General features: G+C 38.5%; 20 protein-coding genes. 11 read left to right on the top strand and 9 right to left on the bottom strand.

Annotated elements, in window-relative coordinates:
- Window positions 1-27 precede the first annotated feature (27 nt).
- From ACOKFG_RS14915 to pyrF, 7 genes are all read left to right on the top strand, one after another.
- Window positions 28-483, top strand: a complete 456-nt coding sequence (locus ACOKFG_RS14915; protein ID WP_298790987.1) for a Rieske 2Fe-2S domain-containing protein — start codon at window positions 28-30, stop codon at window positions 481-483.
- Between the two features lie 25 nt (window positions 484-508).
- The gene (locus ACOKFG_RS14910) at window positions 509-943 is read left to right on the top strand and encodes a thioredoxin family protein (protein WP_422861534.1); all 435 of its coding nucleotides are present in this window, start codon (window positions 509-511) and stop codon (window positions 941-943) included.
- The gene (locus tag ACOKFG_RS14905) at window positions 940-1,932 is read left to right on the top strand and encodes an FAD:protein FMN transferase (RefSeq protein WP_422861533.1); all 993 of its coding nucleotides are present in this window, start codon (window positions 940-942) and stop codon (window positions 1,930-1,932) included. Before ACOKFG_RS14910 ends, ACOKFG_RS14905 begins: the two co-directional genes overlap by 4 nt.
- A gap of 8 nt (window positions 1,933-1,940) precedes the next feature.
- Window positions 1,941-2,150, top strand: a complete 210-nt coding sequence (locus tag ACOKFG_RS14900; RefSeq protein ID WP_298790981.1) for a DUF4266 domain-containing protein — start codon at window positions 1,941-1,943, stop codon at window positions 2,148-2,150.
- Window positions 2,151-2,166: 16 nt separating this feature from the next.
- Window positions 2,167-3,462 carry a DUF3570 domain-containing protein gene (locus ACOKFG_RS14895; protein WP_422862194.1) on the top strand — a complete coding sequence of 432 codons (1,296 nt, stop codon included), beginning with the start codon at window positions 2,167-2,169 and terminating at the stop codon, window positions 3,460-3,462.
- 66 nt (window positions 3,463-3,528) lie between these two features.
- Complete coding sequence (gene prfA / locus ACOKFG_RS14890; RefSeq protein ID WP_298790977.1) at window positions 3,529-4,605, top strand: peptide chain release factor 1; 1,077 nt, start codon at window positions 3,529-3,531, stop codon at window positions 4,603-4,605.
- 34 nt (window positions 4,606-4,639) lie between these two features.
- Entirely contained in the window at window positions 4,640-5,461 is an 822-nt protein-coding gene (gene pyrF, locus ACOKFG_RS14885) for an orotidine-5'-phosphate decarboxylase (RefSeq protein WP_422861532.1), read from the top strand.
- 4 nt (window positions 5,462-5,465) lie between these two features.
- On the opposite strand, the gene ACOKFG_RS14880 is transcribed toward pyrF, so the two are convergent.
- The 4 genes from ACOKFG_RS14880 to purU all read right to left on the bottom strand — a co-directional run bounded on the left by ACOKFG_RS14880 (window position 5,466) and on the right by purU (window position 9,581).
- The gene (locus tag ACOKFG_RS14880) at window positions 5,466-5,660 is read right to left on the bottom strand and encodes a hypothetical protein (protein WP_298790974.1); all 195 of its coding nucleotides are present in this window, start codon (window positions 5,658-5,660) and stop codon (window positions 5,466-5,468) included.
- A gap of 411 nt (window positions 5,661-6,071) precedes the next feature.
- Window positions 6,072-7,595 carry a helix-turn-helix domain-containing protein gene (locus ACOKFG_RS14875; RefSeq protein ID WP_422861531.1) on the bottom strand — a complete coding sequence of 508 codons (1,524 nt, stop codon included), beginning with the start codon at window positions 7,593-7,595 and terminating at the stop codon, window positions 6,072-6,074.
- Between the two features lie 363 nt (window positions 7,596-7,958).
- Window positions 7,959-8,663, bottom strand: a complete 705-nt coding sequence (locus ACOKFG_RS14870; protein WP_298790970.1) for a DUF4197 domain-containing protein — start codon at window positions 8,661-8,663, stop codon at window positions 7,959-7,961.
- A gap of 69 nt (window positions 8,664-8,732) precedes the next feature.
- Window positions 8,733-9,581, bottom strand: coding sequence for a formyltetrahydrofolate deformylase (gene purU / locus ACOKFG_RS14865; RefSeq protein WP_299174554.1), 849 nt, complete (start codon window positions 9,579-9,581; stop codon window positions 8,733-8,735).
- Between the two features lie 141 nt (window positions 9,582-9,722).
- Between purU and ACOKFG_RS14860 the strand changes: the two genes are divergently transcribed.
- Window positions 9,723-13,178: a methylmalonyl-CoA mutase family protein gene (locus tag ACOKFG_RS14860; protein ID WP_422861530.1), complete on the top strand. Its 3,456-nt coding sequence runs from the start codon at window positions 9,723-9,725 to the stop codon at window positions 13,176-13,178.
- 20 nt (window positions 13,179-13,198) lie between these two features.
- On the opposite strand, the gene ACOKFG_RS14855 is transcribed toward ACOKFG_RS14860, so the two are convergent.
- Window positions 13,199-13,600 (bottom strand): hypothetical protein, encoded by a 402-nt coding sequence (locus tag ACOKFG_RS14855; RefSeq protein WP_299174550.1) that lies wholly within the window; start codon window positions 13,598-13,600, stop codon window positions 13,199-13,201.
- A 121-nt stretch (window positions 13,601-13,721) separates the two neighbouring features.
- Between ACOKFG_RS14855 and ACOKFG_RS14850 the strand changes: the two genes are divergently transcribed.
- Together ACOKFG_RS14850 and ACOKFG_RS14845 are read left to right on the top strand one after the other, a co-directional pair.
- Entirely contained in the window at window positions 13,722-14,168 is a 447-nt protein-coding gene (locus ACOKFG_RS14850) for an Lrp/AsnC family transcriptional regulator (protein ID WP_298790962.1), read from the top strand.
- Window positions 14,169-14,241: 73 nt separating this feature from the next.
- Window positions 14,242-15,657: an alpha/beta hydrolase gene (locus ACOKFG_RS14845; protein WP_299486082.1), complete on the top strand. Its 1,416-nt coding sequence runs from the start codon at window positions 14,242-14,244 to the stop codon at window positions 15,655-15,657.
- On the opposite strand, the gene ACOKFG_RS14840 is transcribed toward ACOKFG_RS14845, so the two are convergent.
- Window positions 15,644-16,375 carry a DJ-1/PfpI family protein gene (locus tag ACOKFG_RS14840; protein ID WP_299486080.1) on the bottom strand — a complete coding sequence of 244 codons (732 nt, stop codon included), beginning with the start codon at window positions 16,373-16,375 and terminating at the stop codon, window positions 15,644-15,646. The two genes, ACOKFG_RS14845 and ACOKFG_RS14840, sit on opposite strands and share 14 nt — an antisense overlap.
- A gap of 84 nt (window positions 16,376-16,459) precedes the next feature.
- Here ACOKFG_RS14840 and ACOKFG_RS14835 point away from each other — a divergent pair, with 84 nt between their 5' ends.
- Window positions 16,460-17,098 carry a DUF1684 domain-containing protein gene (locus tag ACOKFG_RS14835; protein ID WP_299486078.1) on the top strand — a complete coding sequence of 213 codons (639 nt, stop codon included), beginning with the start codon at window positions 16,460-16,462 and terminating at the stop codon, window positions 17,096-17,098.
- Window positions 17,099-17,147: 49 nt separating this feature from the next.
- Here ACOKFG_RS14835 and ACOKFG_RS14830 read toward each other — a convergent pair whose 3' ends face one another.
- The 3 genes from ACOKFG_RS14830 to ACOKFG_RS14820 all read right to left on the bottom strand — a co-directional run bounded on the left by ACOKFG_RS14830 (window position 17,148) and on the right by ACOKFG_RS14820 (window position 19,956).
- The gene (locus ACOKFG_RS14830) at window positions 17,148-18,209 is read right to left on the bottom strand and encodes an outer membrane beta-barrel protein (protein ID WP_298790954.1); all 1,062 of its coding nucleotides are present in this window, start codon (window positions 18,207-18,209) and stop codon (window positions 17,148-17,150) included.
- A gap of 122 nt (window positions 18,210-18,331) precedes the next feature.
- Complete coding sequence (locus ACOKFG_RS14825) at window positions 18,332-19,588, bottom strand: ammonium transporter (protein WP_422861529.1); 1,257 nt, start codon at window positions 19,586-19,588, stop codon at window positions 18,332-18,334.
- A 29-nt stretch (window positions 19,589-19,617) separates the two neighbouring features.
- Window positions 19,618-19,956 (bottom strand): P-II family nitrogen regulator, encoded by a 339-nt coding sequence (locus tag ACOKFG_RS14820; protein ID WP_298790950.1) that lies wholly within the window; start codon window positions 19,954-19,956, stop codon window positions 19,618-19,620.
- Window positions 19,957-20,130: the final 174 nt, after the last annotated feature.

Genomic DNA, 20,130 nt, shown 5'->3' with positions numbered 1-20,130 from the left:
TAACGTTCTTTCTATAAACCACAAGCTATGGAAAGAAAAGAGTTTTTAAGAAGTATGGGGGCCAGTGCAGCATTTGCCCTTACTTTTCCCTGTCTACATGGATGCTCAAGCGACGCTGAAGATTTTGAGCAGTTTCCAGAACCGGATGGAGTTGATTTTACAGTAGACCTTAATGCAGCCGATTCGGCACCTTTGGCCAACAATGGTGGTTTTATTCTGGTTAAATCCAATCCAAGTTTCAATTATACTGATATTGTAGTGGCTAGAAACTTAGCTGGAGATTTAATTGCCGCGAGTCAAATATGTAGTCATCAGCAAACTGAGGAAGTTCGATTTATTTCTGAGGATGGTGGAATTTTTAGATGTTCAACCCATGGGTCTCGATTTGATCAGAGCGGAACACCTTTGAACTCGGTTACCAATAACCCACTTAAAGTGTTCAATACCGAACTTAATGGGACTACGCTGAGGGTATTTGAATAATTTCTATCTAAACCTTGTTTGAACTATGAAATCCTTGTTGCTAATAGCATCCTGTCTTTTTTTTAGTACACTCCAAGCGCAGTGGCTGTCTAACTTTGATATGGCCCTTAAAGAGGCCGATAAAGAGAATAGACCTATTATTTTGGTGTTTTCTGGTTCGGATTGGTGTGGACCATGCATACGATTCAAACGTAGTATTCTTGATTCCGAAGAGTTTATGAACTACTCTGAATCCAATTATGTTCTATACAATGCCGATTTCCCAAGGAAAAAGAAAAATGAACTTCCGGTGGAACTTTCAAATTCAAATAAATCCTTGGCAGCAGAATTCAACCCAAGTGGTTATTTTCCGTTAGTTGTTGTTTTGGACAAGGATAAATCCATTTTAGGTAAGACAGGTTTTGACAGGCGTAATTCTCCCAAAGAGTTCATTTCACTTTTGAACAGCTTTGTGAAATGAGGTTATTTTCACTGATCTTGACGCTATTTTTTTTGCTTCCAATGAGCGGACAGCAAAAGGACGTCACAGTGAGAAGAACCATGAAGTTGATGGGAACCAGGTTTGAAATAACCGTTGTGGCTCCCAATGAAGATATTGGTTACATAAATATTGACGAAGCCGCCTCAGAAATACGACGCATCGAAAAAATCATTTCTTCCTGGGATGAAAACTCAGAAACTTCACTGATCAATAAAAATGCGGGGATTAGGCCCGTTGCGGTCAGTGCTGAACTTTTTGGTTTAGTAGAACGAGCCAAAAAAATATCAGAGATCACTGATGGAGCCTTTGATATCTCATACGCCTCTGTGGACAATATTTGGAAATTCGATGGCACCATGAAAGGACTACCTTCGGAAGCAGCCATAAAACAGTCCATTGATAAAATAGATCATAAAAAAATAATCCTGGATGCTGAGGAACAGACCGTTTATTTGACCGAACCAGGTATGAAAATTGGTTTTGGTGCCATAGGCAAAGGATATGCCGCCGATCGTGCAAAAGAACTTATGGTCTCCAAACAGGTCAAAGCAGGCATAATAAATGCATCAGGTGATCTTACCACTTGGGGAACCAAAGTTACCGGTGAGAAATGGCTGGTGGGCATAGCAAACCCCTTAAGCAAGGAAAAAGTATTTAGCTGGTTACCCGTCGTAGAATCATCGGTGGCCACTTCGGGAAATTATGAGAAGTTTATCATCATTAACGGTACAAAATACTCCCATATCATTGACCCAAGAACGGGTTATCCAACATCTGGAATCAACAGTGTATCTGTATTCGCGAAGAATGCGGAGCTATGTGATGCTTTGGCAACCGCAGTTTTTATAATGGGTAGAGATAGTGGAATTCACTTAATTAATCAAATTGATGGAGTGGAGGTAGTTGTCGTGGATGCTGAAAACAAGGTCCATAAAAGTTCAGGAATTGTATTTGATAAAAATCAATAATTTTAAAGATGCGGAAACTCATTTTTTTGGCTGTAGTATTGCTTTTTAGCAGTTCTTGCGTGGTTGTTCGGGAATATGACAAAGCATATGTCAACGATGTTGAAATGCAATTGGGCGCAAGGGCTTGTGAACGTTTTGAGACCAATTTCCACATATATCGAGAAGCTTCGGCAGGTGCAAATGGAGGAAAAACGGGAGGTGGCTGTGGATGCAATTAGAAAAATCCAACAACTTATGATCAGTCTTGAATCTAGAAGAATTCAACTGTTTTTAATTTTTAGCTTCTTATGTGCTATCGGTTGGTCGCAGCAAACAAACTCCTCATACACCAAAAAGGTGCTTGAAACCAGCGAGATTGACCTATTATTTAGCTATTACAGTCAAGATGGGCAAAATGCGGCCGTAACTGGAGGAGAGGGTACTGAAGAACTTACCGATGCCACTTCAACTATAGTCTTGCGTATGCCCATGAATGAGAATGATATTCTTACCGTGGATGTTGGTCTTTCTGCTTATACCTCTGCATCTTCCAGTAACGTAAACCCATTGGACGGAAGCAATATCAACGCCACACCTTTTGATGCGTCTTCTGGGGAATCACGAAAAGACCTTTTGGCCTATATCAATCCAAGTTACCAACACAGTTCTGAAGATCGCAATGACATTTGGAGTGCTAATGCCTATTTCTCTGCGGAATACGATTATTTCTCAATAGGTTTTGGTGGAAGCTATACGAAACTCTTCAATGAAAAAAATACCGAACTCACCTTAGGTGCAAATGTCTTTTTGGACAAATGGAATGCTATCTATCCTATCGAACTAAGGTCTGGTTTTTTTGATGATAGAGTTTCAGGCACAGGAACCTATAATCCTATATTCACGGCCTTTGAAAAGGAGAATAGGAACTCATACGCTATTTCACTTAGTTTTTCGCAGATTTTAAGCAAAAAAATACAAGGGGCCCTATTTCTTGATTTGGTTTCTCAAAACGGATTGTTGAGTACACCATTTCAACGTGTATATTTTGGTGACATCAATGACTTTTATATTGATGATTTTCAACTTGCGGATGATGTGGAACAATTACCCAATTCTAGATTGAAAGTGCCATTTGGTGGACGATTGAACTTTTATGCCACGGATTTTTTAATCCTACGTTCTTATTATCGTTTTTACTGGGATGATTGGGGTATAAATTCTCATACGGCTAGCATTGAAACCCCACTTAAAATTTCGGACAAGTTTACGCTATACCCTACCTATAGATATTACACCCAATCGGCGGCGGATTATTTTTATCCTAAGGAGGAGGCATTGTCTACTTTTGAATTTTATACTTCAGACTATGACCTTTCAAAATACGATGCGCACCAGTATGGCTTTGGAATTCAGTATAAAGACATTTTTACAGGAACCAAGATTTTATCCTTCGGTTTAAAAACCATAGATCTTAGGTTTAGTCAATATGACCGCAGTGATGGTCTCAATGCTTCGATCATTACCTTGGGGACTACTTTTATCGGGAATTAGACAGAAATACGAGAGTTTTCAATCCAATCAAAAATTGTAAATTCGCAGCTTAACGCGGATGGATCCATGCTTGATAAACTTAACATTGTAAAACAACGTTTTGATGAGGTTTCAGACCTGATCATTCAACCTGATATTATTTCTGATCAAAAGCGGTACGTAAAACTCAACAAGGAGTACAAAGACCTAAAAGTGCTTGTTGATAGGAGAGAGGAATACATTACGCTTTCCAATAATATTGCAGAGGCTGAAGAAATTATTTCAGACGGAAGCGACGCCGAGATGTTGGAGATGGCTAAAATGCAATTGGATGAAGCCAAGGGAGCACTTCCTAAGCTTGAGGAAGAAATCAAATTATTATTGATACCAAAGGACCCTGAAGATGAAAAGGATGTCGTGATGGAAATCAGGGCCGGAACTGGAGGTGATGAGGCTAGTATTTTTGCTGGTGACTTGTATCGTATGTATGCCAAATATTGCGAATCAAAAGGTTGGAGAACCAATATTATCGATTTAAACGAAGGAACAAGCGGAGGCTATAAAGAAATTCATTTTGAGGTTTCCGGCGAAGATGTTTACGGTACCTTAAAGTTTGAAGCCGGGGTACATCGCGTGCAACGTGTTCCACAGACAGAAACACAGGGAAGGGTTCATACCAGTGCCGCTACGGTTATGGTTATTCCTGAAGCCGAGGACTTTGATGTGCAAATCGACCCAAAAGATGTGCGAATAGATTATTTCTGTTCCTCAGGTCCTGGAGGACAGTCTGTGAACACAACATACTCCGCAGTTCGTTTAACCCACGTGCCTACTGGATTAGTGGCCCAATGTCAAGACCAGAAATCCCAACATAAGAATAAGGAAAAAGCTTTTAAAGTACTTCGTTCAAGACTCTATGATTTGGAATTGGCGAAGAAACAGGAGGAGGATGCGGCCAAACGGAATTCGCAAGTGAGCAGCGGAGATCGTTCTGCGAAAATTAGAACATATAATTATCCTCAGGGAAGGGTGACGGATCACAGAATTGGATTGACTCTTTATGATCTTCAAAATATTATCAATGGAGACATTCAAAAAATTGTTGATGAGTTAATGTTGGTTGAGAATACTGAGAAATTAAAGGAAGCCTCTGAGATTTTTTAACCGGAACAGCTAAGAACATCCTGGGAACAGCATTATGAAAATAGAAGAGTTAGTATCTCAAATCAGACGTAAAAAGTCCTTTCTGTGCGTTGGTCTGGACACCGATTTAGATAAAATTCCCAAGCATCTTCTTGACGAAGAAGATCCCATTTTCGCCTTTAATAAGTCCATTATTGATGCCACACATGAATTATGCGTGGCATACAAACCTAATATCGCTTTTTACGAAGCCTATGGTTTGAATGGCTGGAGGTCTTTGGAGCGCACCATGGAATATTTGAATAGCAAACACCCAGAAATCTTTACGATTGCAGACGCCAAAAGAGGAGATATTGGTAATACCTCTACGCGCTACGCAAAGGCGTTTTTCGAAACTCTGAATTTTGATTCTATAACAATAGCACCCTATATGGGTAAAGATTCCGTAGAACCTTTTTTGGATTTTGAAAACAAGCATACCATAATGTTGGCTTTGACCTCAAATTTGGGTGCATTTGATTTTCAAACTAAGAAGGTCGACGGAAAAGAATTGTATAAAGAGGTGTTGGAGGTTTCAAAAACTTACAAGAACCACCATAATTTAATGTATGTCGTTGGGGCTACTAAAGCCACTTTTCTAAAGGACATTAGAGCTATCGTTCCTAATAGTTTTCTGTTGGTTCCAGGAGTTGGGGCGCAAGGAGGTAATTTGCAAGAAGTCTGTAAATATGGACTTACCAAAGATATAGGACTATTGGTAAATTCCTCACGGGGAATTCTATATGCTTCCCAAGGAGTTGACTTTGCAACTAAAGCTGCTGAAAAGGCCAAAGTGATACAGGAGGAAATGGAGCAAGAATTAGCTAGGTTGAATTAGTATTTTAGCCTAACTCTTCCAATATCTTTTTAAAGTTCCTTGCTTTTCTTTTAAAGAATTCACCAAGATTTGTGTCAATGTAAGTAGCGTCCGCTGCCTTCTCAATAAAATCTCTGTACCTAAATTCCAAAATGGCTACTGCCTGATTTCCGCTAGTGATTGGAGTCACTGCTCCAACCTTGCAATATTGATTTTTCATTTTATAAGATTTGTTATACCAAAGATACGTCGAAAGCTGTCTTTTAGATTACGAGGAATAGGCGTATTCATCTAGAAATCAGGTACGTTATCTAAAAATTAACAAATATGCTATGTAACATAACTGATTTTGGGATAATTAGATGAAATTTTAACAATGACCGGTGGCAGGGTTTTGACGCTAATACCTATTGCGATTTATTCAAAAATTGAAGGAGGGGTTTAGAGGAAAAATAAAAAACGGCCCAAAGGTGATATTGATTGACTAATTCAAATATTTACCTAATGAGACTTAGATATTTTATAAATGTGTCCCCATGGGCCGTTTCTAAAATAAAATAATGAAAAGTGGGGTTTGTGGAGGCTAATACTTATCAACCTTTACCTTGCCGATGCAGAAATACTTCTAGGTCTAAACCCTTAATGTGCTTTTTTGATACTCTGAGGGAGTTAGTTGCGTATCCTTTTTGAAAGCTTTGTTGAAAGTTACTTTATTGTTATAGCCTACTTCATAGGCAATGTTTATAATGCTCAGTTTTCGAAATTTATCTTCCAATAATAATTCTTTGGCTTCCTGAATCCTATACATATTTACAAACTCGTGGAAACTCACATTAAAATGCTCATTAATAATTTGGGATGCATTGTGTCTGGTTGTATTCAATTTTTGGGCAACCATATCCAAATTAATATTACTTTCTTTATAAATCTTTTCCTCAGTAAAAAGCTCAAGTAGGGCCTCTTTTAATTCATATGATAAGCTGGGAGTAAGACCGGATTTTTCATATTTGGGAAACAGACGATTCCTGTAGGCATAGATACCACTAAATACATCAGGTTGAATATTGGCAGAATAACCTACATAAATTACCATTAACGCCATCGCCGCTGTGGAAATCTCATAAATGACCCCCGAGTTTATTAGATTCACCACAAGAAACCCGTAAGCTGTATATGTTATTACATAAAGTATATGGATTTGGTAGACATTTCTTTGCCAAATAAGCTTTCTTGAATCGAGTAACTTTTCTTTTGCACTTCTTCGATATACTTTTCGTATAAAAAAGCCATAAACGGTTAGAGATACTATTTTTAAGACAACTAGCAGTAGTAATACAGTAGAATCTTGTGGGTTCAACCCATCTTGAATTCTACTCAACATAGCATGGATTTTGTCTTCGGACGAAAGCAAATACACGTCAAAAACGAGGTACAACAAAATTGCCAAAGTAGGAACAGCATGCAAAAGATCTAATTTTTTAAACTGGTACTTCTGTGTCGTGCTTTTAAAATAAAAGTATAACAATGGCCCATATAAAAAGATACCCCATGTAGACATAAGGTAGGTATGTGGAAATTCGAAAATGTAATTTGAATTGTTTATGCTAAGATTTAGTATGAAAAGGGAATGAATAAAAATAAAGGAGGCGATTAACAATCTTGACCCCAAGTGTATTTGTTTGTTTATTGAGATTACAAAAACTACATAGAAACCCACAATAGCTACAAAGAGGTATATTAAAATCCAAGGAGTTACATATGGGATTATTCTGCCAGAAACTCTTTTGAACTGCTCGGTTTCACGAATAGGGTCAAAACCTTCATTCAATAAAAAGGCAGGTTTAAAATCTGATTGAAGATAGCTGAGTGCATGGTTAGTGGCAGCAGCAGGGTTATACATCGCAGCTGAACATAGTGACAATTTCTTAAGGACATAAGCATTCTGGCTGTCCTTTTGGTCCAATTGTTTTTGATAGATGGAAAGTGCTTTGCCGAATTCCCCGATATTGTAGTAATAATCAGCCCACTCTAGGGAATCTTTAAGGGCTATATTAGGAAATTCATATAAGGTATCCCAGCTGTCTTTATTCACAGCGGAAAAACCAGACACACAAATAAGTGTGCATAAAAATATCAGATAACATGACCGTCCCATGTTTTTGATTGAATTAGCCTTCTCTGAAATTAAGAATATTAACATTTCGAAATGTTAAGAAAATCTTAAAATAAGTAACTCCCGATAATAGTTTACCTTTAGAGTCCGCTGCAAAATCTAGAAATAGGAGTTAATAATCGATTGTATTTCAGTTAATTGTAGAAAAGCAAAAAACCGGTGCGCGCACCGGTTTAAACTAACTAACTCAAAAAAATGCTAACTCAGATAATTTACTACAAAACTCCTTTATTATTTACAGTTCAAGGTAAATATAACTTTAGGAATTTGTTAAAATTGCCTTGTTTTATTGTGATAATAACGATGATTCTTTGAACTTATTGCGTAATTAGGAAAAAATTATAATTAATCTTGCAAAGCAAATACTTTTTTTAACAAATCTGTTGTTCTTGATGAGATTTTGGTTCTGATTTCTTTTTCTTCAACAGCGATCATTGTAAAGACACCATCCAGAGCTTCTTCTGTAGTATAATTTGTCAAATCGGGGTTTACATCATTAGTTAATGGTAAGTTGTTGTATTTGGTAATGATGTTTTCCCAAATTTTATCTGCACCAACCTTGCTAAAAGAATTTTTAATAATAGGGGTAAACTTGGCATTGAGCTTACTTCGTGTACTTCCTTCTAGGTAAGATGTTGCAGCTCCGTCATTCCCCAATAATATTTGTTTTGCATCATTGAAGGTAATTCCCTTTACAGCATCAATAAAGATTGGAGTAGCTTCTTTTACGGCATCCTCAGCAGCTCTGTTCAATATGCGGAGTCCCTCATCTGCAAGTTTTCCTAAACCGATATCTCGCAATGTGTTGTCCACTTTCTTTAGTTCATCGGGCAATAGAATTTTGACCAAATCATTTTTGAAAAACCCATCTTTGGCAGTGAGTTTGTTCACTTGCTTCTCTATTCCAAAATTGAGTGCTTCTCTCAAACCTTGGGCAATTTCTGCATTTCCGATTCCAGGTGTTCCCTGGGGTAATTGGTTAACAACTTGCTGGAGTTCAGCACACCCAAAAAATTGAAAAACCAAAAGACAAAGTAGTATACGTTTCATAAGGGGTTTATTTTACTGTTCCTGTGAATTTAACGTTTATCGATCACAAAAAGGAAACCGAATTGATATTTAGGAGAAAATAACGGTCTTATTGTTATAGACGATGGTCTTTCGATCTACATGAAGTTGAACAGCTCTTGAAAGCACAATTTTTTCCAGATCTCTGCCCTTGGCGATAAAATCCTTTATGGCATGTGAATGTGAAACAGTGGTCACATCTTGCTCGATTATCGGACCGGCATCCAATTCGGCCGTAACGTAGTGGCTGGTGGCACCAATAATTTTCACTCCTCTTTCAAATGCAGCATGATAAGGTTTGGCTCCTGCAAACGCAGGCAGGAATGAGTGGTGTATGTTAATTATTTTCTGGGGATACACATCAATTACCTCTGGAGAAATAATTTGCATATAACGTGCAAGAACAATAAAATCGACTTGATGCTCTTTAAGTAACTCCAATTGCTTTTGCTCAGCATCCTTTTTGGTGTTTTTGGACACTGGAATATGGTAATAAGGAATTTGGAATTGATCGGCGATATATTTTAAATCAGGATGATTGCTTAGGATAAAAGGAATTTCCACGGACAATTCACCAGAGTTAAAACGGCTTAAAAGATCATAGAGGCAATGATTGTATTTTGAAACAAAGACTGCCATTTTGGGTTTTTTTGTGTCTAAGTGAATATCCCAGTTCATCTGATATTTTTTGGCAAGGGTCTCTTCAAAAGCTTGCTTAAATTCTGAATGGGAAACGGTATTCGAAAATTCACTGGTTAACCGCATGAAAAAAACACCTGCCTCTTTATCTACATGCTGGTCCAGATAAACAATATTGCCTTTCTCAGAATGAATAAACTGAGTGACCGAGCTTATGATTCCGGGTTGATCTTTGCAATGGATTAGCAACGTTAATTCCATAGGGTGTTTTTCTGGCAATAAAATTAGGATAATCCAAAAAGCAACTGAAAGAGCTGTTTATTTTTATAATATCCTAACTAAAATGGAAATTTCATTGCGCTTTTCGTAAATTGCACCTCAAAATCACACTGTTTATTGTCAATGGAGCAAATTAAAGCCTACATACCCAAAAATAAGATTCGAATTGTAACAGCTGCCTCCCTTTTTGATGGACATGATGCTGCTATCAATATTATGCGAAGAATTATTCAGGCCACTGGGGTGGAAGTAATTCATTTGGGACATGACAGGAGTGTGTTGGAAGTGGTAGATTGTGCTATTCAAGAAGATGCCAACGCAATCGCAATGACCTCATATCAGGGAGGCCACAATGAATATTTTAGGTATATGTTCGATTTACTCCAAGAAAAGGGAGCCGGCCATATTAAAATATTCGGAGGAGGGGGAGGAGTTATACTTCCGCAAGAAATCAAGGATTTGATGGACTATGGAATTGAACGTATTTACTCCCCGGATGACGGACGCGAAATGGGATTACAGGGTATGATCAATGATTTAGTTAAACGTTGTGACGAACCCGTTTCGGATTTAGAAACTCCGAAGAATAAAACTTTAGATTCCCTTCTAAAAGAAAAAAATGTAAACGTCTTAGCACGTTTAATTTCATTAGCCGAAAATAGACATGACATCTTTGAATCTTACCAAAAGTTCATAGAAAAAAACGACGCCGTACCGGTACTTGGTATTACTGGAACTGGAGGAGCGGGTAAATCCAGTTTGGTAGATGAACTGGTTAGAAGGTTTTTAGGAGATTTTCCAGAGAAAAATATCGGTATCATTTCGGTAGATCCTTCCAAACGAAAAACTGGTGGAGCTTTATTGGGTGATCGTATTCGTATGAATGCTATCAACAATGAACGGGTTTATATGAGGTCGTTAGCGACAAGACAATCTAACTTGGCATTGTCCAAACATGTAGCTGAGGCGGTTCAGGTACTTAAAGCAGCCAATTTTGACTTGATAATTCTGGAAACTTCAGGTATAGGTCAATCAGATACTGAAATTTTAGAGCATAGTGATGTTTCTTTATATGTAATGACTCCAGAATTTGGTGCAGCTACCCAATTGGAGAAAATCGATATGTTGGATTTTGCCGATGTTGTGGCTATCAATAAGTTTGATAAAAGAGGTGCTCTAGATGCGTTACGCGATGTAAAGAAACAATATATGCGCAACCACGGACTCTGGTACACTGACCAAGATGATTTGCCAATTTTTGGTACTATTGCCTCGCAGTTCAATGACCCCGGAATGAACAGGTTGTATGGTGTGGTGATGGAAACTTTGGTCTCAAAAGCAAATGCCTCACTGACTTCAAAGTATACAATTTCTAATGAGACATCCGAAAAAATATTTGTAATTCCCCCAGCGCGCACCCGTTACCTCTCGGAAATAGCAGAAAGCAATCGCTCCTATGATCATCGTGTAGCCGATCAAAGTAAAATTGCACAGAAACTTTACGGCATTTTTTTAACGGTCTGCTCAGTGTTGGATGTTGATGCATCCCATTCCGAAACATTATTCCTTTCCAAAGCAGGATTGAATGAGGAAGAACTTCATGGTCAATTAAAAAACAAGGAGGATAAAGAGCTGCTCGCTCTGCTAACAAAAGAATTCGATAAATTAAAGATGAACCTTGACCCTCACAATTGGGAAACAATTCTGAAATGGAGGGAAAAGAAAGAACGTTATAAAGCCGATATCTACACCTTTAAAGTAAGAGGAAAAGATGTAAATATAGAAACACATACCGAATCCCTTTCTCACAGTCAAATTCCGAAAGTGGCCTTACCCAAGTATGAAGCATGGGGTGATGTGCTTAAATGGAGTCTGCAGGAAAACGTTCCTGGTGAATTTCCTTATACTTCTGGACTTTATCCTTTTAAAAGGGTAGGTGAGGACCCAACAAGAATGTTTGCTGGAGAAGGTGGACCGGAACGCACCAATAGACGATTTCACTATGTGAGTTTGGATATGCCGGCAAAGCGTCTATCAACGGCCTTTGATTCTGTTACCTTGTATGGAAATGACCCTGACCATAGACCCGATATTTACGGAAAAATCGGTAATGCGGGAGTGTCTATTTGCTGTTTGGACGATGCTAAAAAGTTATACTCAGGGTTCGATCTAAGCAACCCTATGACCTCGGTAAGTATGACCATCAATGGTCCGGCACCAATGCTATTGGCTTTTTTTATGAATGCGGCCATAGATCAAAACTGTGAAAAATATATCGAAGAGCATGGTTTGGAAAAAGAGGTGGCTAAGAAAATTGAAAAGATTTTCAAAACGAAGAAGGTTAAAAAACCAAATTACACTGGAGAACTTCCCGAAGGAAACAATGGGTTAGGTTTGATACTTTTGGGGGTCACCGGAGATCAAGTTTTACCATTAGAGGTCTATGAAAAAATAAAAAAAGAAACCTTAAACCAGGTTCGCGGAACTGTCCAGGCCGATATACTAAAAGAGGATCAAGCACAGAATACGTGTATTTTTTCCACGGAATTTGCACTACGTCTAATGGGTGATGTACAAGAATATTTCATTGAACATCAAGTCCGTAATTTTTATTCGGTGTCCATCTCAGGATACCATATTGCTGAAGCCGGAGCGAACCCCATTACACAATTGGCCTTCACTCTTTCCAACGGATTCACTTATGTTGAATATTACCTGAGTCGCGGAATGGACATTGATAAATTTGGTCCCAATCTTTCTTTCTTTTTCTCAAATGGTGTGGACCCCGAATATGCTGTTATTGGAAGGGTAGCTCGAAGAATATGGGCGAAAGCACTAAAAGAAAAGTATGGCGCTGACCCAAGGGCGCAAATGCTCAAATACCATATTCAGACATCTGGGAGAAGTTTGCACGCACAGGAAATTGACTTCAATGATATCCGAACAACGTTGCAAGCGTTGTATGCCATTTACGACAACTGCAACTCATTGCATACCAATGCTTATGATGAGGCTATCACCACGCCTACGGAAGAATCGGTGAGGAGGGCAATGGCTATCCAGCTGATTATTAATAAGGAATTGGGCTTGGCCAAAAATGAGAACCCAATGCAGGGGTCTTTCATAACTGAAGAGCTTACCGATCTTGTCGAAGAAGCTGTTTTATTGGAATTTGATCGTATTACGGAACGGGGAGGTGTTTTGGGGGCCATGGAAACCATGTACCAACGTTCAAAGATTCAAGAGGAGAGCCTACACTATGAGACATTGAAACATTCAGGTGCTTATCCCATTATTGGAGTGAATACTTTTTTAAGTTCTAAGGGGTCACCCACCATTTTGCCTGCGGAAGTAATCAGGGCAACGGAAGAAGAAAAACAAAATCAGATAGACACTTTGCAAAACTTGCAGCAAAGAAATACATCGGAAGCAGAAAATCAATTAAGTGAACTAAAGCAAGCCGCAATTAAAAATGAAAACCTCTTTGAAAAACTTATGGAGGTTGCGAAGTATTGCTCGCTAGGGCAAATTACAAACGCACTTTTTGAAGTAGGGGGGCAGTATCGGAGAAATATGTAGGGGCAGATTGATTTTAGGGATTAATCATTCCCAGTATTAAACGATTTTCTCCATTTCTTAAAGGAAACTCTAAACGTTTTGATTTCACGCCTAAGAAGATTCAAATATTCTTTTTCCTTAACACCATCACGCTCCAACCCATTGCAATAGGCTAAAATATTGCGTGTCATGATATTGATCAATGTCAAGCTTTTCATTCGAACCGAATAGGAATTGCTCAATGCGGCCATTTCCACTTCTTTGGTAATTAGGGAAGCATCAGTCATTAAAGAATTGGAAAGGTCGTTTCGAAAATTATCTATTTTTCGCAAAGACAATCTATCTCTATTGTAAGTGAAATAAAAACCCACAGCTTCGCTAAGGTCTCGCAAGGCCAGTGATTTACGGTAAACTCCAAGAGAATTTAAGGAATTTCTCTCCATTTTTTTCTAGCAATTTTCTACCCTAAAATTACGTAGGAATTGGATAATTTGACTTTTCTTTGTAAAGCAAAAACGCTATTTTACTTTAAATTACAAAATTTTAAAGCAAATATTTCTTGTTATGAAAATTGATGAACTGAATTGGGAAATTTTAACATGTCTTCAACAGAATGCAAGGGAATCTTTTGCCAATATAGGCAGGAAGGTAGGCCTTACGCCACCCGCTGTAGCTGAAAGAGTAAAAAAGATGGAGGATTTGGGGGTTATCGAGGGCTATAACACCAATGTTTCATATGCGATGGCGGGACATCAGTTAAAAGCCATAATTATGTTGAGGGCGTTTATGGGTAAGCTGAAACCATTTTTAAACAAGGTAGGAACCTATAAGGAAGTGGTCAATTGTTACAGAATCACGGGAAACGAAAACATTATCATGGAAGTAGTGCTTAAAGATCAGGCTCACTTGGAAAAATTTATTGATGAACTAATTACCTATGGTGAATGTCGCACGCATATTGTGCTTTCCAATGTTGTCGCCAATGCTCCGATTACAGATATTAGAGATTAAGCATAATTTTTGATTAATTTTAAGTCGGACAAAGAGATATTCTTTTTGGCCGGATTTTTGCGGTGAAAGAGATATGAATAAAAAATACGGATTGCTATTCCTTGCTATGGTTGTTATGCAACCTATACTGGCACAGCAAATAGTGCTGAAGAAAGGCACGATTTTGCAAGCGTTACCTATTAACGATTCTGTACCCGATACGTTTTCGTTGTACCTACCCACGAATTTTACAACTGAAAAAAAATGGCCCTTGCTAATGGTCTTCGATTTGGAAGGGAAAGAAAAACAGACCATGTCCATGTTTTTACATGCGGCAGAGAATGAAGGCTATGTTCTGGCTGCTCCAAAACTTTCAGATAGTATTTCACTTTCCAGCAACATGTTGGTTACCGGAATGACCCTAGATAAAGTCTTGAATATGCTTCCAATTGGTAAATCCAGGATTTATGCTGCAGGCGCTGGCTCGGGCGGTCGTTTCGCCAATTTAGTCCCTCTCTTTGCCAAAGATGTAAAAGGAGCACTGTCCATAGGAGCTTCTATCGCCAATATTGAATTATTAAGTCCGAAAAGGCCTTTTCATTTTATTGGAATAAGCAACAAGAACAACTATAACTATACCTCAATGCGGGCAATGAAAAAAGTGCTCGATAGATTTAGGTTTCCGAATCAACTATTATTATATCCGCTGTCAGGAGAATGGCCAGGGACAGAGTATTTGTCCAAGGCCCTTCAATATTTTAAACTACAAGCAATGCGCGGGAACATTGTTCCGATGGATTCATCCTACGTTCAAAAAAATTTTAGGGATGATCTTGATAAAATTAACGAATTAAAAAGCTTAAAAAAGTTCTTGCTGGCTGAGCAACATATTGTTGAGATGACATCCATATATGGAGCATTTAAGAACCTTGACTCCCTTAGAATAGTACAAAAAGAAATTCGCAAAGACCGTATTTATAAGGCAATGAAACGAGGTGAAAACGCTGCCATGTTGAAAGAGTCATTACTCAAAGAAGATTATCAATATTATATAGAAGAGGATGTAATCACCCATAACTTCAACAACTTGGGATGGTGGAACTATCAAATGACCGAATTGGAAAAGTTTGTCAATGGCACCAATCCCTATGAAAAGGAAATGGGAAACCGCTTGGTTGGTTATGTCAACGCATTGGCAGAGGACAACATTGATATCATCCAATCAGAGGAACTCATCGACGAGGATGCTCTTGCATTTTTATATATGTTGAAAACCGTTCTAGAACCAAAGAATTTTGATTTTTATCTTCAGATTATATCCCTAAGCGCTAAAAATGAGGATTATGGAACAGCCTTGTTTTATCTAGAGGAGGTTTTGAAAAAAGGATTCAAGGATAGGGATAAACTGTATACTTTGAAGGATACGGGCCTGCTTCGAATTGACCCTAAATTCAACGAAGTAGTTTTCAAATATTTGAACGATGCTCGGTACGAAATCAATGAGGAATAAATCTTGGGACTTCCTCAAGATTCCAGTCAATTACAAGTCCACCTGCAAGGGACTGAGCAATTTCTTTCCCATATAAATACTCACATAGATAAAGCGCGGCCTCAAAGCTTTTAGCTCCACCAGCGGAGGTAATAAACTTTCCATCATGGACAAACAATACACTGTCCTTTACATTCAAGTGAGGAAACATGGTTTTGTATTTTGGAATGTCACTTGGAAATGTTGTGGAAGCTACTTCGTCCAATATTCCTGTTTTGGCCAAAACAAACGCTCCGTCACAATGAGAGGTGACGAACAAGGCATTTTCGCTGACCCGCTTTACAAAATTGAGCATTACAGTGTCTTCAAGATCGGTATCCAAATGATGTTCGGCACTGGGTACTACCAGGATATCAATTTTTGGAATTGAATCTTGGGTATAGTCAAAATCGGGTAGGATACGAACCCCTTCAAAGGAAGTTATGGGGTTTAGGGTATTGGCCACGGTAAATGTGTTCATTGCCTTAATATTCTCCCGATACTGGGTGTGTTGAAAAATATCGAAAGGTGCTGTAAACTCGGTATTGTAAACACCATCCATAATTAAAAATGCCACATTATATCTATCTGAAGCTAGCTTTGGGAATACCCTTTCTTCTGACTTGATTGGTGTACTTTCCGTCTTGGAAATACAGGAAACGGCAAATACCAAAACCAATAAAGGAACAAAGTTTTTCATACGTATAGAAAGTTAAAAGAAGAGGCACTAAGGTACTATTAAGAATGATTTCCTTTACTTTTATGTCCAATTAATTTTTAGAAAATGATGCGTTCTGTCCTTTTGATTTTGCTTTTATTGGTGGGTTGTAAATCAGAAAAAAAATACCATGCTTCAGATGAAACCATTCAAGTTGAATCTTCTAAAGTTGAAGAAATATTGGATTTTCAAAAAGACTTGAATACAACTTTTAAAAACCCCAAAACATCACCTTTGCCCGATAGATATCGAAAGGATTTCAATGGACTGGATTTTTTTAAACCAGATACCACCTACCAGGTTCTGGCCCGTTTTGAAAGGACTCCGAATGCTGTCCCATTTCTATTGAATACCACAACTGGTGAAAAAACCGAAGAAGTGTTGTTTGGAATCGCCCATTTCGAGTTGAATGGAAAACAACATCAACTGGAAATTTATCAGACACCTGCATTACTTACACAAGAGAAGTATAGAGATTACCTGTTTTTACCATTTTTGGACGAAACTAATGGGAGTGAAACTTATGGTGGTGGCCGTTATATAGACTTAACTATTCCAGAAGGGAGTACTATTTTAATTGATTTCAATAAAGCTTACAATCCTTATTGTGTGTATAATAAAAAGTACTCCTGCCCTCTAGTGCCAAGGCAAAATTATTTGAGAACTACCGTGAGAGCAGGAGTGAAAAACTTTTTAAAGCCATAAAAGCCCCATTCTTTTGAATAGGGCTTTTATCAGTTCTGTAGTAGTTGAGTTAGAACGAGTAAATAGCCGCAAATAATACGGAAGCCAAGCTTGCCGACGGATCAGCATCATTATCTATGAAAGCATCTTCCGAAGAGCTGTCTAATCTAATCTCAGGTTTTAAGATGAGGTCTCCGATAGTAGCACTTCCTGTAAGTGTCAAAGCTAAAACACTGGCATCACCATCGATATCTGATCCTATTCCTGCACCATTGCCAAAGAAATCTCCAGTCATAAAATACTCTCCTCTTAATCCTAAAGTGAAGTTATCGGATGTAGCCAATTGAGGGTAAAGGGCAACGCCGGTAAAACTACCGCCATCATCTTCTTGGCTAAAGTGTGCTGCGTTGATTCCCAAAAAGAAATCCTCAGTTACATCAAATCCACCTGTGTAATCAATCTCAAATCCACCTTGACTATAAAGTAAGTTCAAGAACTGACCTGAATAGCCCAATTGTGCACCAACAGCGTAATCACCAGTTCCATTAAGTTCAGTTAAATCGGTTGGATTCATAACGGCTAACATAGCGCTCCACTCATTTCCTAAGTCAAAATCGGCTTTTAAACCAGTATGGCTGAAAGGTCCGTAGGAAAATAAATAAGATGTGCTGTAGTTGAAGTTGGCGGCCGGTGAAATAACCTCATACCCCAAAAAGGTATTAAAGTTACCAAAAGTCAAAGTCACGGCATCACTTACATTCCAATACACATATAATTGGTTAACAATGTCGCCGGTGGCGGAATACATTGGTGATGCAAAAATTGCATCCGTTCCTCTTGGACCAAATACCAAATCGGCCACAAAACCTACTTTTTCACCTTCATAACTTGCAATAAGGTTAGCCATGCCCAATGAGAATCCATCTAAATTTGCAAAAGAAGAACCTGGCGCAATGGCGTCTTCACCGTTTGGTGCTGTCAGATTGGTTCGGTAATAGGCATCTACCGTTCCGCTAAATTCAAATTTTTTCTTTTCCTCTTCCTCCTCCTGAGCAAAGGTGGTTACTGATACCAATGCTAGGGCGGCAAAAGCTAAATTTTTTATGTATTTTGTGTTTATAATCGTTTTCATAATCTTAATCATTTAGGTGCTTCATTATGAAGCATTTAATTGTTTTTAAATAGAGATTGTAGAGTGAAAAAGGTTATTTAACGGAGCGTTCTGCCAAACGCTCCGTTTCCTTTTTTAATATATTAATGTTGATTCATTCTAAAATCGGCGTAAGCATCCATTCCATGTTCGTGGATATCCAGGCCTTGAAGTTCTTCTTGCTCGTCTACACGAAGACCACCCACCTTTTTAATGGCGAATAGAATTATGAATGCAGTCAATGTACAGAAGGTAGCCGCTGCACCAACACCGGCCAACTGAACTAAGAATTGGTCAAATCCGGCAAGATCTCCGAAAATACCAACCGCTAGAGTTCCCCACATTCCACAGATCAAGTGAACAGCAACTGCTCCAACTGGGTCATCCAATTTCAATTTGTCTATCAATGCGACACCGGCAACGATTACAACTCCTGCAATCAAACCAATGATAACTGCTTCGTTGGGAGACATTTGATCCGCTCCAGCAGTAATACCTACCAAACCTCCTAAGATTCCGTTCAAGAACATGGTAAGGTCGTAGTTTTTATAGGCAAACAATGAGGTCAAAAAGGCTGATACACCACCTGCGGCTGCTGCCAAAGAAGTGGTTACTAAAACCAATGAAGTCAATTCTGGGTCAGCAGAAAGTACGGATCCACCGTTGAATCCAAACCAACCTAACCAAAGAATCAATACCCCGGCTGCGGCTAGTGGTAGATTGTGACCTGGAATCGCTTTCGGTTTTCCATCATCACCAAATTTACCTATTCTAGAACCTAGTAAATAGATAGCAATCAGAGCTCCCCATCCTCCAACGGAGTGTACCAAAGTTGAACCTGCGAAATCGTAGAACCCTTCGGCTTCTCCAAAAGAAAGAGAAGAAAGGAAACCACCACCCCATTGCCATGAACCTACGATAGGGTAGACCAATCCTACATAAATAACCGTAAAAAGCATAAAGCTTTTAAGTTTTACACGTTCTGCAACAGCTCCCGAAACAATAGTTGCTGCTGTTGCTGCAAACATTCCTTGGAATAAGAAGTCCGTCCACCAGGTATATCCACCATCGGCATAATCGGGGGTCATTCCGTTCTCTGGAGCTGCAATTCCAAATCCAGCAAACTTTAGGAAACCGGCATCACCGTCCTCAAATCCTGGATACATCAAATTGAACCCACCTATATAATATAAAAGGAGTCCAACACATATAATAAATACATTCTTAAAAAGAATGTTCACTGTATTCTTTTGTCTGGTAAGACCTATTTCCAAAAAGGAGAACCCCAAGTGCATAAAGAACACTAGAGCCGTACATATCATCATCCAAACGTTATTCGCTGTAAATAATCCTGCGTCCATAATCTTTAAATATTGTAGTTGTTAGTTGGTTAATTAATTCCGGCGCTTCCGCTTTCCTTGGTTCTTATTCTGTAGGCTTCGATAACATCGGAAACGAATATTTTACCATCACCCACATTGCCCGTGGAGGCTGCTTCCAATAATGTGTTTACCGTGCGCTCCAAGAAGCTGTCGGATACTACAATCACCAAATACCGGCGCTGTATGTCTGAAGTACTATAAGAGATACCTCGATATACATGTCCTTGTTTTTCATTTCCAACTCCTGTTACATCCCAGTAACTAAAGAAGTTGACCTCAATTTCATGAAGTGCCTTTTTGACTTCATCAAACTTGGATTTTCTAATAATTGCCTCAACTTTTTTCATAATAAGTAGTTAATTGATTCGCCAAATATATATTAATTGAATGTATACTATATAAATTTAAGGGGGTGATGGAGAATTTTTGTGTTTATATGAAAATACCCCCTATTTTTTTAGGGGTATGATATATTGAATATTATTTTTTTATGTTTTTGGTGAATTTTTGGAGTTGTCGGG

The organism is Flagellimonas rhodophyticola, from assembly GCF_049332665.1.
Classification (GTDB): domain Bacteria; phylum Bacteroidota; class Bacteroidia; order Flavobacteriales; family Flavobacteriaceae; genus Flagellimonas.
This window is presented reverse-complemented; position numbering and strand designations above follow the sequence as displayed.

What these genes read in the sequence shown, in the direction of transcription:
- ACOKFG_RS14915 (WP_298790987.1), top strand. Translation starts at nt 28, where the DNA reads ATGGAAAGAAAAGAGTTTTTAAGAAGTATGGGGGCCAGTGCAGCATTT.
- ACOKFG_RS14910 (WP_422861534.1), top strand. Translation starts at nt 509, where the DNA reads ATGAAATCCTTGTTGCTAATAGCATCCTGTCTTTTTTTTAGTACACTC.
- ACOKFG_RS14905 (WP_422861533.1), top strand. Translation starts at nt 940, where the DNA reads ATGAGGTTATTTTCACTGATCTTGACGCTATTTTTTTTGCTTCCAATG.
- ACOKFG_RS14900 (WP_298790981.1), top strand. Translation starts at nt 1,941, where the DNA reads ATGCGGAAACTCATTTTTTTGGCTGTAGTATTGCTTTTTAGCAGTTCT.
- ACOKFG_RS14895 (WP_422862194.1), top strand. Translation starts at nt 2,167, where the DNA reads ATGATCAGTCTTGAATCTAGAAGAATTCAACTGTTTTTAATTTTTAGC.
- prfA (WP_298790977.1), top strand. Translation starts at nt 3,529, where the DNA reads ATGCTTGATAAACTTAACATTGTAAAACAACGTTTTGATGAGGTTTCA.
- pyrF (WP_422861532.1), top strand. Translation starts at nt 4,640, where the DNA reads ATGAAAATAGAAGAGTTAGTATCTCAAATCAGACGTAAAAAGTCCTTT.
- ACOKFG_RS14880 (WP_298790974.1), bottom strand. Translation starts at nt 5,660, where the DNA reads ATGAAAAATCAATATTGCAAGGTTGGAGCAGTGACTCCAATCACTAGC.
- ACOKFG_RS14875 (WP_422861531.1), bottom strand. Translation starts at nt 7,595, where the DNA reads ATGGGACGGTCATGTTATCTGATATTTTTATGCACACTTATTTGTGTG.
- ACOKFG_RS14870 (WP_298790970.1), bottom strand. Translation starts at nt 8,663, where the DNA reads ATGAAACGTATACTACTTTGTCTTTTGGTTTTTCAATTTTTTGGGTGT.
- purU (WP_299174554.1), bottom strand. Translation starts at nt 9,581, where the DNA reads ATGGAATTAACGTTGCTAATCCATTGCAAAGATCAACCCGGAATCATA.
- ACOKFG_RS14860 (WP_422861530.1), top strand. Translation starts at nt 9,723, where the DNA reads ATGGAGCAAATTAAAGCCTACATACCCAAAAATAAGATTCGAATTGTA.
- ACOKFG_RS14855 (WP_299174550.1), bottom strand. Translation starts at nt 13,600, where the DNA reads ATGGAGAGAAATTCCTTAAATTCTCTTGGAGTTTACCGTAAATCACTG.
- ACOKFG_RS14850 (WP_298790962.1), top strand. Translation starts at nt 13,722, where the DNA reads ATGAAAATTGATGAACTGAATTGGGAAATTTTAACATGTCTTCAACAG.
- ACOKFG_RS14845 (WP_299486082.1), top strand. Translation starts at nt 14,242, where the DNA reads ATGAATAAAAAATACGGATTGCTATTCCTTGCTATGGTTGTTATGCAA.
- ACOKFG_RS14840 (WP_299486080.1), bottom strand. Translation starts at nt 16,375, where the DNA reads ATGAAAAACTTTGTTCCTTTATTGGTTTTGGTATTTGCCGTTTCCTGT.
- ACOKFG_RS14835 (WP_299486078.1), top strand. Translation starts at nt 16,460, where the DNA reads ATGATGCGTTCTGTCCTTTTGATTTTGCTTTTATTGGTGGGTTGTAAA.
- ACOKFG_RS14830 (WP_298790954.1), bottom strand. Translation starts at nt 18,209, where the DNA reads ATGAAAACGATTATAAACACAAAATACATAAAAAATTTAGCTTTTGCC.
- ACOKFG_RS14825 (WP_422861529.1), bottom strand. Translation starts at nt 19,588, where the DNA reads ATGGACGCAGGATTATTTACAGCGAATAACGTTTGGATGATGATATGT.
- ACOKFG_RS14820 (WP_298790950.1), bottom strand. Translation starts at nt 19,956, where the DNA reads ATGAAAAAAGTTGAGGCAATTATTAGAAAATCCAAGTTTGATGAAGTC.